The following is a 17,831-nucleotide window of genomic DNA, read 5'->3' as shown; positions in this document are numbered from 1 at the left end:
TCATGGATATATCTCAGCAACAACCTTTGTCAGATGCCAGGGTTTCGGTCGTTATGTGTACTTATAACGGAGCCCAGTTCCTGAAAGAACAGCTTGACTCTATTTTGATCCAGACTTTTCCGATAAAGGAAATTATTATCCAGGACGATTCTTCTACGGATGAAACGTGGGATATCATTCAGGATTATGCGGCCCGCTATGACGTGATTCGCGCTTGTCGCAATCAGACCAATATGGGATTTAACAGAAACTTTAAGGAGGCTATATTAAAAGCCTCGGGTGAGTTTATCGCTGTGGCAGACCAGGATGATATCTGGTATGCCCAAAAGATAGAACGCCAGATGCAGACTATCGGGAATCATGATGTATGCATTTCCTGTTATCATGGCGACCGGGAGTTCCGTCCGGGCAAGATGAAGAAGCTGAGTGCTCCCCATTACAATCTGGAGTATTTGCTTTTTTATGATTCTACTCCGGGGCATAGCATGCTGATTCGTTCTGAATTCGCCCGAGAGATTTTTCAAGCCTGGGACGGTCATATCCTTTATGACTGGTGGATTGCGGTCAATGCTCATCTGAATCGGGGACTGGTACGTGTGGATGAGGCCCTGAACTGGCATCGTCCTCATCAAGGTTCTGCAATCACCCGGTTGAATGCCCGGTATGCATCCTATATGGTGCAGAAGCCAACCTGGCAGCCTTATGTCACTGGTTTTACGCAATACCGCCGTTTGCAGAAGCTGGATACCTGGAAATTCTTTTACCGGCATATCTATGAACACACAGAAGGAAAACAACATGCTTTGGCCCATCAGATTTGCGGTTTGCTGTTGAAAACAGATCCGCTTAGTCTGCTGCGACTCTGTTCTTTGTGCATGAAACACAAGGAGAAAGTCTATTTCAATCCGAACCAAAAGGGGATGATGAGTTATGTACGCAGTTTCTTTTATCCGATGATTCGGTCCTACGGCAATACTTATTTCTATCTATAGTTTGGAGAGGTTATTCAGATTTGCTAAATTTGCATCATTACATACGAATGAAATCAGTCATGAAAAAGAATATAGCAGTAATATTGGCCGGAGGAGTAGGAAGCCGTTTGGGACTTTCTACTCCGAAACAGTTTTTCAAGGTTGCCGGAAAAACTGTGGTAGAACATACCATTGACGTGTTTGAACGTAATGGACGTATTGATGAGATAGCCATTGTGGCGAATGCGGCTTATATTACCGATTTTGAGAGTATGATACTCCGCAACGGATGGAAAAAGGTGAAGAAAATCCTGAAGGGAGGCCGTGAACGTCAGGATTCCAGTCTTTCTGCCATATACGCTTACGAAGGACAGGATGTGAATCTTGTGTTTCACGATGCCGTGCGCCCGTTGGTCAGCCAGGCTATCGTAAACCGGGTGATTGATGCTCTGGATCATTATCGGGCCATAGACGTGGCTCTTCCGGCTACCGACACCATCATCGAAGTGGAAGGCGACTTTATTGCCAATATTCCCGACCGTAGTCGCTTGAGAAGAGGACAGACTCCTCAGGCTTTTGATATCCATGTGATTCGCAAGGCATACGATGAGGCTCTGAAGGATACCGGATTCAAGGCTACGGATGATTGCGGTATCGTGCGCAAATACCTGCCCGAAGAACCGATCTATGTTGTGGCCGGCGAAGAAGCCAATATGAAACTGACCTACAAGGAAGATACGTTCCTTTTGGACAAACTCTTCCAACTCCGTCAGTGCGAGGCACAGGATGTGGATTGTCATGGCGATTCCTTTAAGGGACGCACCGCCGTTGTCTTCGGAGGAAGCTATGGTATCGGTGCTGAGATTATCCGTTTGCTGGAGGAAAAAGACTGTCGTGTCTTTTCCTTCTCACGCAGTCAGAACGGAGTGGATGTCGGCAACCGCGAACAGGTGGCCCATGCTTTGGCAGAGGTTTACCGCGAGTGCGGACGTATTGACTATGTGATCAATACTGCCGGAATCCTGAATCGTGAGCCTTTGGCAACAACCGATTATAACGATATTCTGAAGGCTGTTCAGACCAATTATATGGGTACGGTCAATGTGGCGCTTGAAGCTTATGCGCCGCTGAAGGAGTCCAAGGGAATGCTGATTTTCTTTACTTCCAGCTCTTATACCCGCGGACGTGCTTTCTACAGCATCTACTCTTCGACCAAGGCTGCCATTGTGAATTTTGTTCAGGCCGTGGCTCAGGAGTGGGAGGGCGACGGTATAGCCGTGAACTGTATCAATCCGGAACGTACGGCAACCCCGATGCGTACCCGCAACTTCGGTATCGAACCGCCAGAAACCCTGCTCACGGCCGAGGAGGTGGCCCAGGCAACATTGAGAACATTGCTCTCTACGGCCACCGGACAAGTTATTGATGTAAAGAGAAAGATGGCATGAAAAACGAGTTTCTGGAAAAATACATGAAGGAAAATCTCCGGGCTTGCCAGTTAAAGCAAACGGCAATTCTCGTAGAGATAGACCGCGTCTGCCGAAAACATAACATTCCTTATTGGCTGGATGGCGGCAGTTTGCTCGGTGCCGTGCGTCACGGCGGATTTATTCCGTGGGATGACGACATAGACATTGCCATGCGTCTGGAAGACCTGGAGCGCTTCAAGCAGATTGCTCCTCAGGAGTTGAAAAGCGGTCTTTTCCTGCAAACCCAGGAGAGTGACCCTTCTTGTCCGATACCCGGCGCCAAGGTGCGCGATCTGAATTCACTCTGTATAGAGTTGCGCGAGGAGATGGATGCCGACTATCAGAAAGGTCTTTTTGTCGATATATTCCCCTTTATTGACTATCCCGACATGAGTGCCCGCACCGTGAAACGGGTCGCTAAAGGCATTTGCAAGAGCTATGCCATTCTGCACGCCCCGCACCGTTATTCCCTGCGTGCGGTAGCCGAATTCGTGAAGTTTGGTCTGAAATACTGGATCCATCAGGCAGAATGGGCTTTTCTTTGTGCCACCCGAAAGAAAAATACTTATATCTCCAATGTATTGATCAATAACGGTTATGGAATCATGCACCGTCAGGATTCCATTTTCCCGCTGGGGGAGATTCAGTTTGAGGGAATCACCTTTCAGGCTCCCAACAATCCCGATGCCTATTTGAAGGACCTTTATAAAAACTATATGCAGCTGCCACCTGAAGATAAACGCAAGGGGCATGCCGCTTTCCTTTGTCATGAATTGATAAAAACAGAATAATATGAAACCGGCACTTGTTGATGTGGCTGTCCTGATCCTGTTCTTTAACCGTCCGGAACAGTTGGAAAAAGTTTTTCAGGAAGTACAGAAAGCCCGCCCCGCCCAGTTATTTCTCTATCAGGACGGTCCCCGCAATGAGAAAGACCTTCCGGGCATTATGGCCTGCCGCGAGGTGGTGTCGCATATTGACTGGGAATGTGAGGTGCATCACCTGTATCAGGAAAAGAACTACGGTTGCGACCCTTCGGAATTTATGGCTCAGAAATGGGCCTTCTCGCAGGTGGACAAATGTGTGGTTCTGGAGGATGATGATGTGCCGTCGGTCAGCTTCTTTCAGTTTTGCAAGGAGATGCTCGACCGTTATGAACACGATACCCGGATCAGTATGATTGCCGGATTCAACTGTGAGGAAGTTACGGAGGATGTATCCGAAGACTATTTCTTCACCCGGACCTTCTCCATCTGGGGATGGGCCAGCTGGCGCCGTGTGGTCGATCAGTGGGATGAGCATTATACCTTCCTGAACGATGCCCGTGCGGTGCAGCGCATCGAAGGACTGATTGAAACGAACCGTTTCCGGAATGATTTTCTGGAGATGTGCCGCAGTCACCGCAGTCAGCATAAAGCCTTCTACGAAACCATCTTTCAGGCTGCCATCTATCTGAATTCCGGTTTGTGCATCATGCCCACCCGGAATATGGTGAACAACTTGGGAGCCACTGCCGGTTCCGTACATTTCGGCGCTTCGGTAGAGACTCTGCCCAAAGGCTATCGGCGCATCTTTACCATGAAGCGCTATGAACTGGACTTCCCGATCAGACACCCCCGATATATTATTGAAAATACAGAATACAAGAAACGCGTGTACCGGATTATGGGCTGGAGAAATCCGCTGATTAAGGTGGGACGTTCCTTTGAGGAACTGTTCCTGAACCTGAAATACGGCAATTTCAGCTATATCGGTAGCGCCATAAAAAACAGAATCAGCAAATGGCTCAAGATTTATCAGCACCGCTAAAGGTTTACTTCTATCACACCCGTCCTACCGACGGAGGTTTTGCCGAGTGGAAGCAGAAGCGTTTTCCGGGGCATCTGCTCTATGGCATGCCTTTGCTGGACAAGCACGGTATTACGTGTGTGATGCATCCGTTCCGTTTTATCAGCGAGCGCTGGAAACTGACTCTTGATACAACCTGGAAAATCCTGACTTGCCGCAAAGCCTACGATGTGCTTTATGCCACTTCGTTTCGCGGCATAGAACTCATTGTTTTCCTGCGGGCTCTTGGCCTTTACCGCAAACCGATTGTCATCTGGCATCATCAGGCCATTATCCGTTCGTCAAAGACATGGCGTGAGCGTCTGTCGCGCTTCTTCTATAAAGGTTTTGACTATATGTTCTTTTTCAGCGAAGAACTGATCCGCCGTTCGCGCGAAGCCTGCAAGTTTGATCCGGCCAAAATGAAACTGGTGCACTGGGGGCCGGATCTGGACTTCTATGACCGGATTCTTGGTGAAGAGAAACAGCAGAATCCTTCCGGGGAGCGGCATGGCTATATCTCTACCGGAAAGGAAAACCGCGACTTGGTTACCTTGATCAAAGCTTTTGCCCGCACCAAAGAAGAGCTCGACATCTATATTGCCAAAACCTGCGGCAGCCTGCATTATGACCGGATTGTGTCGCAGCTGGATGTTCCCGAGCATGTGCATATTCATTTCACAGAAGGCATTATTCCCTATGAACTGGCCTTGAAGGTAGCCCGCAAGCAATTCATTGTGATTTGCTGTCTGGACGCACCCTATACCGTGGGACTGACCACACTGGTTGAGGCTCTGGCTCTGGGAATGCCGGTACTCTGTTCCAAGAATCCTACCTTCGGTTTCGATATTGACCGCGAGAAAGTAGGTATGACGATACCTTATGACGATGTAGAGGGCTGGCAGAAAGCCATTGACTGGATGGCGGCGCACCCTCAGGAGGCCGAGCAGATGGGACGGAATGCCCGCAAGCTGGCCGAGGAGCGTTTTAATCTGGAAATCTTCAGCAAGGAGATTGCCGATGCGCTGCATGAAGTAGCAAACAAACGGCGTGGAGCAAGCACGCCCGAAACAAAATAATCACATTCGATATGAGAGTTCTAATCGTAAATACTTCCGAACGGACCGGTGGGGCAGCCATTGCCGCCAACCGACTGATGGAAGCCTTGAAAAATAATGGCGTCAAGGCAAAGATGCTGGTACGCGACAAGGAAACCGGACAGATCACGGTGTGTGCCTTGCGGAAAAGCTGGCGCAACCGTTTTCGCTTTGTCTGGGAACGCGTGGTTATCTGGAAGGCCAATGCTTTCAAGAAGCACAACCTGTTTCAGGTAGACATTGCCAATACGGGAGCTGACATCACGTCGCTGCCCGAATTCAAGGAAGCAGACATTATTCATCTGCATTGGATCAATCAGGGATTCCTTTCTCTGAAAAGCATCCGTAAGATTATCGACAGCGGCAAGCCGGTCGTGTGGACCCTGCATGACATGTGGCCCTTCACCGGTATCTGCCATTACAGCGGTTCGTGCGACAAATACCTGACCGAGTGTCATCACTGCCCGCTTTTACTTCACGGAGGCAGTCAGAAAGACTTGTCTACCCGTGTGTTCCGCAAGAAGGAAAAGATGCTTCGCGGGGCGCACATCACCTTTGTGGCCTGTAGCCAGTGGCTCGAGAAACTGGCTTCGCAGAGTGCTTTGCTCACGGGGCAGCGTGTGGTGTCCATTCCGAATGCCATCAACACCTCGCTCTTCCGACCGGAAAACAAGGCCACTGCCCGCCTGAGTTTCAATCTGCCTGCCGACAAGATTCTGCTGCTCTTCAGTTCCATGAAGATTACCGACAAGCGCAAGGGCATTGACTTTATGGTGGAGGCTTGCCGTTATCTGGCCGAGACCCAGCCTCAGCTGGCCGAAAAACTGGGCATTGTCATTGTGGGAAAAGAGGCTGCCGCCATGAAAGGCATGTTCCCGTTCCCGGTATATGCCGTAGACTATGTGGCCGACGAGAAGCGCATGGCCAGTCTTTACAATGCGGTACAGGCTTTTGTTACGCCTTCGCTTCAGGACAATCTGCCGAACACCATCGTCGAGGCCATGTCGTGTGGTACTCCTTGCGTCGGTTTCGAGGTAGGAGGAATTCCCGAGATGATCGACCATAAGATAAACGGTTATGTGGCCCGTTATCAGGATTCAGAAGATCTGGCCGAAGGTATTCTCTATGTCCTTCAGCAGGCCGACTATGACAGTCTGAGTCGTGCAGCCGTCAAGAAAGCAGGCATGACCTACGGAGAGAGTGCCGTGGCCATGAAATACATTAAAATCTATAATCAGTCAACCGACAGGGCGAAGGCCTGAAAAACAAGATATCAAGCTTAAAAGAAATATATGAATCAAGACCCCTATCCGAGTATTACGGTGGCTACGGTCACCTATAATGCAGCGCAGACGCTGCCACGCACCTTGAAGAGCGTTGCGGCGCAAACCTATCCGAATATCGAACATCTCATTGTGGACGGATGTTCCAAGGATAACACCATGGAACTGGTGCATCAGTATGTGGAACAAAACACCCGCGAGGCTGTTCCTCACCAGATAAATCTGATTAACGAACCCGATAAAGGGCTGTATGATGCCATGAACAAGGCCATTCTGGCCGCAGAGGGCGAATACATCTGCTTTCTGAATGCCGGAGACTGCTTTCACAGTCCCGATACGTTGAAGCAGCTGATGGAACAGATCAAGTGGGAGCAGATGGAGCACGACCGCCGTCCGGCCGTGCTTTATGGCGAGACCGACCTGGTCGATGCCGAGGGTCACTTCATACGCCATCGCCGGCTGCAGGCTCCCCGCAAGCTCAGTTTCCGGAGTTTCCTTCAGGGCATGCTGGTGTGTCATCAGTCTTTTTATGTGCGCACGGATTTGGCACGCGAGGAATTATACGATATGCGATACCGCTTTTCGGCCGATTACGACTGGTGCATCCGCATTATGAAGAAAGCGCGGAGCAGACGTCTGGCTTTGCATAACTCCAATCTGATTCTTACGGATTATCTGAGCGAAGGACTTACCACCCAGAACCACAGAAAGTCTCTGATGGAGCGTTTGCGCATTATGGCCCGTCACTTCGGATGGCCGGCAGCCATTGGGCAGCACCTCTGGTTTGTGGTGCGCAGTGTACTCAAAAAGTAGGACTTTTTAGGATATTTCAGGCAAAGGACAGGGCTTTCGGCTCTGTCCTTTGCTGTTTTCTGACACGATCTTGTCATTCTGTTTTTCCTCTTCTTGTTTTTTATGGAGGAAAGTATGTCTGTTTATCCGTATTTTGCTATTTTCTTTTCTGGTCAGTTGTTCTGTTTATTCTTTACAATGTCAGTTTTTGGGGTAAGGAATATTTTGTAATACTTTGTATATAAGCCATAAACAAGCCTAAAAAAGAGTGTCTCCTGCCTGAGGTACCGTAGGGGTATTTATCTTTGCGCTCCTTTCTTCCAAGAGTGGAAGGAACTATGTATCAAATCAATATTTTTTATTCATGAACAGATTTTTGTTTCTCTCTTCTGTCCTTTTGATGTGGGGCGGTGCTTTGTCGGCACAGCAAACGGCAAAGTTTAATCCCTATACATCGGAACCGCTGCCGGAAGGTGCTCCGGAGTGGATGAAATGTCTTGCCGATGATCCGGCAGGAGTGAATTATTTCAAAATGGATTCTCTTTTTGAGGAATGGGCCGCCTGCAACGTAGATGTGCGGGTCAAGACACGTCCCTATAAACCGGCGGTGAATTTCTTTCGTCGTTGGCAGAAGGCTTATCGCCCCTTTGTGAATGCAGCCGGCAAGATTGTTCTACCGGACTACGATGCCTATTATGCCCGGATAGATTCTTTAAATACCCGTAATATTCGTCGGTCCAGAAATGTATCTGCCGCCGTGTGGCGCAGTATCGGTCCGAACCAGACAGTCAGCGAAGGAGCCAAACCCAAGGACTCCCAGGCGTGTGTTTACCGTTTGGCGGTTTCTGCTTCCGAGCCCAATATTCTGTATTGTGGTACGGAGGCCGGCGTGGTGTTCCGTTCTGAGGATAAAGGGCAGAACTGGACCGCCTGCAACGGGGCTCATTTTTTCGGAGGGTCTATTTATGCTTTGGCCGTACATCCGCAGAATCCGGATATCGTGTATGCCGGAGGAGGCACGGCGCTGTGGAGATCAGAAGATGGAGGAAACACCTGGAATCGGGTGCCCGGCATTCAGACCCGGGTAAACAGCATCCGTTTCCATACCGGGAATCCGAACCGGATGACCGTGACGACGGCTTACGACCCCATTACGCGTACCGAAGGCGGGTTCTACCGTTCGGAGGACGGTGGTGCCAGTTTCCTGCTGACCTTGCAGGGCATCGGTTATGACCATGAGCTGAAACCAGGCGATCCGGAAACGGTTTATCTGATGCTCCGTCCGGTTGGGGGAGAGAGCACCTTGTTTTATACATCACACGATGGTGGCGCCACCTTTACCGCGTCCGAAATGCTGCCTTTTGCCTTGAATGCCGGGCGCCTGGCCGTGAGTGAGGCACCGGGAGGTGAAGACTATGTGTATGCGCTGGTCACGGCCTATGAGCTTTATAATAACAAAGACGGTGTCGGGAAACCTTATATCCTGCAAAGTAAGAATGGCGGAAAGGATTGGGTGGACAAGACCACCCGGGTCAGCACCAACAGCTGGGACTTTCGCAACTCGTTTTTCGATTTGGATGAGCGTCAGGGAGGACAAGGCTTCTTTGACATGACCTTGGGAGTGTCGAATAAAGATCCCGAGCTGGTGATTTTCGGTTTGTGTTCCGCCTATCGTTCCACTCAGGGAGGGTCCGGCGGCTGGGGGCTCCGTTACGGAAATACAGCCATCGGAGGGTATACCGCCCATGAAAAGATGCACCCCGACATTCAGGATATTGCAATCTCCGGCAACGATACGTGGATAGCTACCGACGGAGGCATCAAATATTCTGCCGATTTCTTTGAGACTCCCGGCGAAAACCGGATGAAGGGCGTGTATGCAGCCGATTATCACGGTTTTGATATGGGCTGGAATGAGGATGTCATGGCTGGTGGACGCTGGCACAACGGAGATGCCGTCCACATGGCTTCTTACGGCGAAGGCAACACGATGCACGTGGGAGGCGTGGAGAAGGCCACCGGACATGTGATGCTCAGTGACCCGAAGAAAGTGTATTTCAGCGATGCCGGCCGTTATGTCATGCCGGAGCGGATTGACGGAGCGGTGGAGGTGACCTACGACCAGTATTTCACCGATAAGAAACCTTTTGAGATATTGAAAACCAACGGGCGCATCGTTACCGACCCGCGTTATGCCCTTCGGATCATCATGAACGGACGGGATGCCGATGATGACTGGGGCGCCAGAGATGTGTATCAGATTTACCGTTCGGAGAACGAAGGCTTGTCTTTCCAGTCCATTCTGGACACGGACCATGAGCGTGTGAGCAATTATGAATATGCGCGGTCGAATCCCGATGTGATTTATGTCTGCGGCTATCTGGATATTTACCGTACTCGCGACCACGGAGCCAACTGGGAGAAATTGCCGGAAAGACCGTTCCCTGAAGAGATCAGCGACGGAGATACCCCTCTGATGCTGGCTGTGGACCCGAATGACGAACAGTGCGTCTGGGTGACCAATACCTTCAGTCCCGGAGCGGTGCGCTATACCACCGACGGAGGCCACACCTGGACCAATCCGCTCAGTGGCGAACTCCTGAGTCAGACCTTCTGCTGGATTATTCTTACAGGCGATGAGCTTAACGGAGTATATCTGGGTACCAATGACGGGGCCCGGGTCTATTATAAGGACGACTCCATGGCGGAATGGATCGACTATTCGCAGGGATTGAATCCCGGTGCCCGTCTGACGCGTCTGGTTCCTTTTTATAAAGACGGAAAGTTGAGGGCGGCCACCAATCAAGGCATTTGGGAAATACCGCTGGTGCGTCAGGATTTCCGTCCTGTGGCGCAACCGATAGCCCTGAATCTGGGCAACGGAGATTTGACGGATAATCCCGGAAAGGAAGTCTGGCTGGACAGCTATTCGATTGTCAAGCAGGAGCCGGGTACCCGCTGGCACTGGAGTTTCTCTCCTCAACCCGTGTCGGTCAGCAATCCGGATGTGCGGAATCCGAAGGTTGTTTTCGGCCGTCCCGGCAGTTATGACGTTACCCTGACCATAACGACCCCCTCCGGCAAGACACACAGCCGCACGGTGAAGGATATGATTCAGATCAAGAAGGAAACCGGAATGGAAGATGCCGGTACTGTGAGTCCGAAAGTGGCGCTCAGCGCGGAACGGATTGCATCCGGACAAAACCTGCGCATGCTCGTATCGGGCATGCCGGAAGAGAAAGTCGTCACGATACATAATCTTTCCGGCCATCTGATGCAGAAGCATCATTTGGGACAGGGAGAGCGTGCGCTACAGATACCGGCCGGTGAGCTTCCCGCGGGCGTTTATGTCTACGAAGTGAAAACCCGAAATGCCAAAGTGTTTGGCAAATTTATTGTTCAATAAACCTAGTATAGATGATGAAAGCTATTTTTTATATCAGTATGCTGGCTCTGTCGGCCAGTATGACGGCTCAGGTGCAGACGCCTGTCGATACGACCTTTGCCCGTGAGCCGGAGTGGATGGAGCAGTTGCTTAGTCCGGAGATTGACGGAAAGAACTATTATGAGATTGTCCGCAAGTTCGAGGCCTATAAGTCGGCTTTACCGGGAGGCGGCAAGAAGACTCCCTACAACAAACATGTGCTGAACTATTTCAAGCGTTGGCAAAAGATGGTCGAGCCTTTTGTCTTTGCCGACGGCATGATTCATCTGCCCGATGCCGACCGCTATCAGCAGGAACTGGATTTGCTGAACCGCTCGGAGATGCAGAAACGGGCGCGCGGTGCAGCCTCTTCGGCCGATGCCGCTGCCTCGCCCACGGCAAACTGGCGCGTTCTGGCTCCTTATCAGATCCGGGACTACAAGAATAAGAAACCGGTGCCCTGGCAAAGCAACGTGCAGCGTTTCGATGTGTCGCAAAGCAATGAGAACATTCTGTATTGCGGTACGGAGACGGGTATGGTTTTCAAATCGGTGGATAAGGGAAAATTCTGGAAGCCTTGCGCCCCGATGCATTATTTCGGCGGGGAGATTTCTACAGTGGAAATCTCCGAATCATCGTCGGATAAGGTGGTTGTGGGCGGAGGCATGAGCCTTTGGCTCACCCAGGACGGCGGAGATTCCTGGAAGAACATCACGCCCCGTGGCGGGAAGCCTTTCCAGCGCATCCGCGATGCCGTCTTTGACCCGAAGAACGATGCGCGCATCCTGATGGGAAGCGACGAAGGCGTATATCTCTCGGAAGACAACGGACAGACCTGGACGCGCAAGCTGAGCGGGCGCTGTTTCGACATCAAATATCTGCGCGGGAAGGGTACTTCCAAGCTGTTCCTGTTGCTGGACAGCTTCGATGATTCGGGAGCCTGTCTGTATACAAGCAGTAATGACGGAGCGACATTTGACCGGATTCATGTGCCCGACACCCATTTCTCATCCGGTCGTCTGGGGGTGACGCCAGCCAATCCGGATTATGTTTATCTGCTGGCTTGTCAGGGCTGGGACAGCCGTCATCCGTTTTTCCGGGGCGAGCCTTGCATCCTGAAAAGTACGGACAGCGGGAAGAACTGGGAGAAACTGCCGGTGGCGTCGCAGATGAACGGTATGGACCGTGCCGGAGGACAGGGATATTATGATATGGTGCTGGCCGTGTCGCCCACCGATCCGGAGCATCTGTTGCTCGGACTGCTGTTTTTATACAGTTCGCACGACGGAGGAAGAACACTCGACAAGCATCCGCAGAATTCTACCGGCCGGCCGCATGAAATGAGCGTGGAGATTGGAGGATATTATGGCGAATATGACTTGCACACAGACATGCAGGATCTGTATGTGTCGGAGAAAACCGGAGAGACATGGCTCTCTACCGATGGAGGTATGGTTTACTGTGCCAATATGATGGAGCAGGAACCCGAAATCCTGAACGAAGGAATCTATGCCGCCGAGTTCTGGGGCTTTGATCAGGGCTGGAACGAGGATGTCATCGTGGGCGGAAAGAACCATAACGGCAATATGGTGCGTCTGGCGGATTATGACTCCGTGTCGGTGGCTTTACGCGGCAGTGAGCATTCCACGGGCTATGTGTTCTTGAGCAATCCGCGCAAGATTACCTTCTCGGATACGCAGCAGAAACTGCTGGTTCCGGACCACTGGACCGAGGAGTTCAAGGATTTTGAGAATGCCGAGCGCTTCTGGGTTTATCCGAAGGAGGGAACCCGTTTTGGAGTCGGTTTCGAATACGATCCGCGCTATGCGCAGAACTTCCTGATTGTCACCTCGCCGGCTTTTGGTATGCAGGGCAGCACTTACAGCATGCTCTGGCGCACCACGGACGACGGTCTCAGCTACACGCTGGTTCATGATTTCGGACGGGATATTTCCGCTTATGCCATTTCGCGCTCCAACCCCGACAAGATTGTGGTGGCTGCCGGTACGGCACTGTATTATTCGCTGGATGGAGGAAAGGAATTTGAGAAATATAACCTGTTGCCGGAAATGCAGGAGAGCCTGCAATTCAAGATTGCCATTCACCCGTTGCGTGAGGATGAAATCTGGGTTACGACGCATGAACCTGGCGGCATGTACCGTACGCGTGACAACGGACAGACTTGGGAGAAGATGAATGCCGGATTGGAGATGCAGACTCCCTCCGGACAGATGGGAACGTATGGCATCACCCGTTTTTTCCTCACAGGAAACGACAAGAACGCTGTGTATGCCATTGCCGATGCCCGTCAGGACTATACGGAGGATACCTTTATCTATGCCGGAAAGGTCGTTTACTGGGATGAGGAGCAGAACCGTTGGAGCGATTTCTCACAGGGATTGCCTGCCATGATCCGGGTGAACCGTATGCTGCCTTTCTATAAGGATGGCAAAATCCGTATCGCTACGAACAACGGGGTGTGGGAAACCGCTTTGGTAGACTCCATGTTTACGCCTGTTGCCCAGCCGTTGCTGTTGAATGTAGGGAGCGGAAAGAATCTGAAGACTACAGAACTCCAGTTCGACAGTTATTCTATTGCCAACCAGAATGATGCTTCGTGGGAGTGGACCTTCCAGCCTCAGCCGCTGCACGTCAGCGATCCGCATGCACGTAATCCGCGGGTGACGGTGGTTCCCGACCAGAGTTATGACGTGACGCTGACCGTGACCAATGCACAGGGAGAGCGGAACAGTAAGACGGTTCATAAGATGATTGAAGGAAGCAAGGAAGTGCCCACCGGTGTGGAAAGCGAGACCCAGGATGCCCGTCGGGTTGCTCTTTATCCAACTTTGATCGGTCGGGACGAGCCGCTGCATTTCTCGGTAAAGGGATTTGATGCTTCGCTTCGTATGGTGGTTTACAATCCGCAGGGACAAATCATCTATGAAGGAAATTTGCAGGAAGGCGAGAATCAGGTGCGTCTGCCGCTCCGTGCCTCCGGCATGTATTTATACCGCATCGGACAAGGAGAATACCTGACCGTGGGACGTTTCTATGTGAAGTAAGCACCGAAGCGCCGGCAACGCCTGAAAAAATCATTGAGATCATTTAAGAAAATCATTTTGATGAAATTTTCAGATCATCACCATGATTTTTTCAAGGCTTTCCGGACAAGGAAAAACGAAAGGGGACACCTTCAGTCGAAATGACTTTGGGTGTTCCCTTTTCTGTTATTATGTCTTGGTGTCGACCGGCTTTTAGCCTACGCAAGAGCCTGGTTTCACTTCCTTCTCCGGAGTGATGACGCTGAGCGAACCGTCGTGGTTCACGGCAGAGAGAATCATACCCTGGCTTTCGATGCCCTTGAGCTTGCGCGGAGCCAGATTGGCGATGAAGCAAACCTGCTTGCCCACCAGTTCTTCCGGTTTGTAGTATTTGGCAATACCCGAAACGATGGTGCGGTTCTCCAATCCGTCGGCAATCTTGAAGCAAAGCAGCTTGTCGGCCTTAGGCACTTTGGTACACTCCAATACGGTACCGACACGGATGTCCAGTTTCTCGAAGTCCTCGAACGGAATGTTCTCCTTGATAGGTTCTGCCTTGTAATTGGCCTCCTCATTAGCTTTCTTGGTGTCCAGCAGCTTCTGGATCTGAGCCTCGATGGCAGCATCCTCGATCTTCTCGAAGAGCAGTTCCGGCTGATTCAGCTGATGGCCTTCCTGCAACAGGTTGGTGTTACCCAGCTGTGCCCATTCGAAGGTTTCCATATTCAGCATGTGGCGCAGTTTTTCGCTGCTGAACGGCAGGAACGGTTCGAAAGCGATGGCCAGATTGGCGGTGAGCTGCAAAGAGATGTAGATGATGGTCTTCACGCGCTCCGGATCGGTCTTGATCACCTTCCAAGGTTCGCAGTCGGCGATGTACTTGTTACCGATGCGGGCCAGATTCATCGCCTCTTTCTGAGCGTCGCGGAACTTGAAGTTGTCGAGCAGCTCTTCTACCTTCACCTTCACATCCTTGAACTCGTCGAGGGTAGCCTGATCGTATTCGGTCAGTTCACCACAGGCCGGTACCACACCGTTGTAGTATTTCTGAGTGAGCTGCAGGGCTCTGTTCACGAAGTTACCGTAAACGGCTACCAACTCATTATTGTTGCGTGCCTGGAAGTCTTTCCAGGTGAAGTCGTTGTCTTTTGTTTCCGGTGCATTGGCGGTGAGCACATAACGCAGCACGTCCTGCTTGCCTTCAAAGTCGCGCAGGTATTCGTGCAACCATACGGCCCAGTTGCGTGAAGTGGAAATCTTGTCGCCCTCCAGGTTCAGGAACTCGTTGCTCGGTACGTTGTCCGGCAGAATGTAGCTGCCTTCAGCTTTCAGCATGGCCGGGAACACGATGCAGTGGAACACGATGTTGTCCTTACCGATGAAATGTACCAGACGGCTCTCAGGATCCTTCCACCATTTTTCCCATGAATCCGGAAGCAGTTCCTTGGTGTTGCTGATATAACCGATAGGAGCGTCGAACCATACATACAGCACTTTGCCCTCGGCACCCTCAACCGGCACTGGAATACCCCAGTCCAAGTCGCGGCTTACGGCGCGTGGCTGCAAGCCCATGTCGAGCCAGCTCTTGCACTGACCATATACGTTGTTACGCCATTCCTTGTGGTCTTCCAGAATCCACTGGCGCAACCAGCTTTCGTGCTTGTCGAGCGGCAGATACCAGTGCTTGGTTTCGCGCATTACCGGTTTGGAACCGCTGATGGCACTCTTTGGGTTGATCAGTTCGGTAGGAGAGAGTGAAGTACCGCACTTCTCGCACTGGTCGCCATAAGCGCCCTCGGCGTGGCAGTGCGGACATTCTCCGGTGATATAACGGTCGGCCAGGAAAGTCTGTGCCTCCTCGTCATAGTATTGCATAGACGTTTTCTCAATGAACTCGCCTTTGTCGTACAAGGTTCTGAAGAACTCAGAAGCAGTCTGACGGTGTATTTCCGAACTGGTACGTCCGTACACGTCGAACGAAATACCGAATTCCTTGAAAGAATCGCGGATCAAAGTGTGATAGCGGTCTACAACATCCTGCGGAGTGATGCCTTCTTTCTTGGCACGGATGGTGATGGGCACACCATGCTCGTCCGATCCGCCAATGAACAATACTTCTTCTTTCTTCAAACGTAAATATCTTACGTAGATATCGGCCGGAACATAGACGCCGGCCAGGTGTCCGATGTGTACCGGACCGTTGGCGTATGGCAATGCCGATGTTACCGTGGTTCTTTTGAATTTCTTATCCATTTTATCGTTTCTTGTTTAATTTACTGTTTTGCTTACAAAGATACGGATAAAAAATGAAAAAGGCACCCAGATTGCGGGTGCCTTTTTCGGTTATCTTTTTCCAGTATGTCATTCGCCCCAGTTGCTGCGGTCCAGATTGCGGTAACCGATGGCTTCGGCCACATGGTGCGTTTCTATCTGTGCGCTTCCTTCCAGATCGGCAATGGTACGGGCCACACGCAGAATGCGGTCGTAGGCTCGGGCTGAAAGTTGCAGCCGGTTCATGGCTTGGCGCAGCAGTTCCAGACAGCTCTCCGACGGAGTGGCATAAAGATGCAGCAACTTGCTGTTCATCTGGGCGTTGCAGTGTATTCCCTTGTAGGGCGCATAGCGCTCGGACTGTATGGCGCGTGCCTTGATGACGCGTTCGCGGATGGCGGCGCTGCTTTCGCCTTTCTCCTTTTGCGAAAGTTCCTGAAAGGATAGAGGCGTAATTTCTATCTGTAGGTCAATACGGTCTAACAGCGGACCGGAAATCTTGTTCAGATAGCGTTGGATCTGTCCCGGTGTGCAGACGCAGGTCTTGTTCGGATCATTATAGTAACCGCACGGGCAGGGATTCATGGAAGCTACGAACATGAACGAACAGGGATAGGTGATGGTATATTTGGCCCGCGAGATATTGATGACCCGGTCTTCGAGCGGCTGGCGCAGCACTTCGAGAGCGGCGCGCGAGAATTCCGGAAGCTCGTCGCAGAAAAGCACACCGTTGTGCGCCAGACTGATTTCGCCCGGTTGCGGATTGGCGCCGCCTCCTACAAGGGCCACCTGCGAAATGGTGTGATGCGGAGCGCGGAACGGGCGTTGGGCAATGAGGGTAGTATCTTTTCCCAGTTTCCCGGCCACAGAGTGAATCTGGGTTGTTTCCAGACTCTCGGCCAGTGACAGTGGAGGAAGAATAGACGGCAACCGCTTGGCCATCATGGATTTTCCGCTTCCGGGAGGACCGATCATAATGAGATTGTGTCCGCCGGCAGCCGCTACTTCCAGAGCACGCTTTACATGTTCCTGTCCTTTAACATCGGCAAAGTCAAATTCATGCAAGGCCTGTTTCTCATAAAAATCCTTGCGAGTATCCAATATCTTGGGCGTAAGGCTGTCTTCTCCGTTCAGGAAATCAATGACCTGACGGATATGACTGGCACCATACACTTTGAGCTGGTTTACGACAGCAGCCTCACAGACATTCTGTTCCGGTACGATCAGACCTTCGTAACCCAGGGCACGGGCCTTGATAGCCATCAGCAGGGCACCGGTAACCGGTTGTATGCTTCCGTCCAGACTGAGCTCGCCCACCATCATGAAACGTTCCAGACGGTCGGTGCGCACGCTGCCTTGGGTGGCCAGGATACCTATTGCTAGAGGTAAGTCATAGCCTGATCCTTCCTTGCGGATGCTGGCAGGAGCCATATTGACCACAATCCTCTTGGACGGAAATTCATACCCGCTGTTTTCTATTGCCGAGATAATGCGCTCGTGACTCTCCTTGACGGCACTGTCCGGCAGACCCACCAAAAAGAACTTGATTCCTCTTGATGCGTTCACTTCAATGGTCACGGGGATTGCCTCGAGGCCTTGAATGGCTGCTCCATAAACCTTGACTAACATAATGATAGGTTCTGTATTTTCGAC

At 51.3% G+C, this 17,831-nt stretch carries 11 protein-coding genes; 9 read left to right on the top strand and 2 right to left on the bottom strand.

All coding sequences use genetic code 11. The features are described 5' to 3' along the window. Positions 1-2 precede the first annotated feature (2 nt). From DXA74_RS05250 to DXA74_RS05210, 9 genes are all read left to right on the top strand, one after another. Entirely contained in the window at positions 3-992 is a 990-nt protein-coding gene (locus DXA74_RS05250) for a glycosyltransferase (protein ID WP_118525775.1), read from the top strand. A 59-nt stretch (positions 993-1,051) separates the two neighbouring features. Beyond that, on the top strand, positions 1,052-2,419 hold the full coding sequence (locus DXA74_RS05245; RefSeq protein WP_118525774.1) for a bifunctional cytidylyltransferase/SDR family oxidoreductase: 1,368 nt from the start codon (positions 1,052-1,054) through the stop codon (positions 2,417-2,419). Then, positions 2,416-3,231, top strand: coding sequence for a phosphorylcholine transferase LicD (locus DXA74_RS05240; RefSeq protein WP_118525773.1), 816 nt, complete (start codon positions 2,416-2,418; stop codon positions 3,229-3,231). The genes DXA74_RS05245 and DXA74_RS05240 overlap by 4 nt, the downstream gene beginning before the upstream one ends. 1 nt (position 3,232) lies before the next feature. Then, on the top strand, positions 3,233-4,249 hold the full coding sequence (locus DXA74_RS05235) for a hemolysin activation protein (RefSeq protein WP_118525772.1): 1,017 nt from the start codon (positions 3,233-3,235) through the stop codon (positions 4,247-4,249). Further along, positions 4,222-5,346, top strand: coding sequence for a glycosyltransferase (locus DXA74_RS05230; RefSeq protein ID WP_118525771.1), 1,125 nt, complete (start codon positions 4,222-4,224; stop codon positions 5,344-5,346). Before DXA74_RS05235 ends, DXA74_RS05230 begins: the two co-directional genes overlap by 28 nt. Before the next feature lie 11 nt (positions 5,347-5,357). Then, the gene (locus DXA74_RS05225) at positions 5,358-6,626 is read left to right on the top strand and encodes a glycosyltransferase family 4 protein (RefSeq protein ID WP_118525770.1); all 1,269 of its coding nucleotides are present in this window, start codon (positions 5,358-5,360) and stop codon (positions 6,624-6,626) included. Between the two features lie 30 nt (positions 6,627-6,656). Continuing rightward, positions 6,657-7,460, top strand: a complete 804-nt coding sequence (locus tag DXA74_RS05220; protein ID WP_118525769.1) for a glycosyltransferase family 2 protein — start codon at positions 6,657-6,659, stop codon at positions 7,458-7,460. A 343-nt stretch (positions 7,461-7,803) separates the two neighbouring features. After that, the gene (locus DXA74_RS05215) at positions 7,804-10,845 is read left to right on the top strand and encodes a T9SS type A sorting domain-containing protein (RefSeq protein WP_118525768.1); all 3,042 of its coding nucleotides are present in this window, start codon (positions 7,804-7,806) and stop codon (positions 10,843-10,845) included. Positions 10,846-10,856: 11 nt separating this feature from the next. Beyond that, positions 10,857-13,928 (top strand): hypothetical protein, encoded by a 3,072-nt coding sequence (locus DXA74_RS05210; RefSeq protein ID WP_118525767.1) that lies wholly within the window; start codon positions 10,857-10,859, stop codon positions 13,926-13,928. A gap of 192 nt (positions 13,929-14,120) precedes the next feature. Here DXA74_RS05210 and metG read toward each other — a convergent pair whose 3' ends face one another. Both metG and DXA74_RS05200 read right to left on the bottom strand, forming a co-directional pair. Further along, positions 14,121-16,160: a methionine--tRNA ligase gene (metG, locus tag DXA74_RS05205; RefSeq protein WP_118525766.1), complete on the bottom strand. Its 2,040-nt coding sequence runs from the start codon at positions 16,158-16,160 to the stop codon at positions 14,121-14,123. Between the two features lie 108 nt (positions 16,161-16,268). Further along, entirely contained in the window at positions 16,269-17,807 is a 1,539-nt protein-coding gene (locus tag DXA74_RS05200) for a YifB family Mg chelatase-like AAA ATPase (RefSeq protein WP_118525765.1), read from the bottom strand. Positions 17,808-17,831: the final 24 nt, after the last annotated feature.

The sequence above is a fragment of the Bacteroides sp. OF04-15BH genome, assembly GCF_003477995.1.
Lineage (GTDB): Bacteria > Bacteroidota > Bacteroidia > Bacteroidales > Bacteroidaceae > Paraprevotella.
Note: the sequence above shows the minus strand (reverse complement) of the source record. Positions and strands in the feature narration are given on the sequence as shown.

Excerpts from the sequence above, each read along its gene's own strand:
- metG (WP_118525766.1), bottom strand. The coding sequence starts at position 16,160 with ATGGATAAGAAATTCAAAAGAACCACGGTAACATCGGCATTGCCATAC.
- DXA74_RS05250 (WP_118525775.1), top strand. The coding sequence starts at position 3 with ATGGATATATCTCAGCAACAACCTTTGTCAGATGCCAGGGTTTCGGTC.
- DXA74_RS05220 (WP_118525769.1), top strand. The coding sequence starts at position 6,657 with ATGAATCAAGACCCCTATCCGAGTATTACGGTGGCTACGGTCACCTAT.
- DXA74_RS05230 (WP_118525771.1), top strand. The coding sequence starts at position 4,222 with ATGGCTCAAGATTTATCAGCACCGCTAAAGGTTTACTTCTATCACACC.
- DXA74_RS05200 (WP_118525765.1), bottom strand. The coding sequence starts at position 17,807 with ATGTTAGTCAAGGTTTATGGAGCAGCCATTCAAGGCCTCGAGGCAATC.
- DXA74_RS05215 (WP_118525768.1), top strand. The coding sequence starts at position 7,804 with ATGAACAGATTTTTGTTTCTCTCTTCTGTCCTTTTGATGTGGGGCGGT.
- DXA74_RS05245 (WP_118525774.1), top strand. The coding sequence starts at position 1,052 with ATGAAAAAGAATATAGCAGTAATATTGGCCGGAGGAGTAGGAAGCCGT.
- DXA74_RS05210 (WP_118525767.1), top strand. The coding sequence starts at position 10,857 with ATGATGAAAGCTATTTTTTATATCAGTATGCTGGCTCTGTCGGCCAGT.
- DXA74_RS05240 (WP_118525773.1), top strand. The coding sequence starts at position 2,416 with ATGAAAAACGAGTTTCTGGAAAAATACATGAAGGAAAATCTCCGGGCT.
- DXA74_RS05235 (WP_118525772.1), top strand. The coding sequence starts at position 3,233 with ATGAAACCGGCACTTGTTGATGTGGCTGTCCTGATCCTGTTCTTTAAC.
- DXA74_RS05225 (WP_118525770.1), top strand. The coding sequence starts at position 5,358 with ATGAGAGTTCTAATCGTAAATACTTCCGAACGGACCGGTGGGGCAGCC.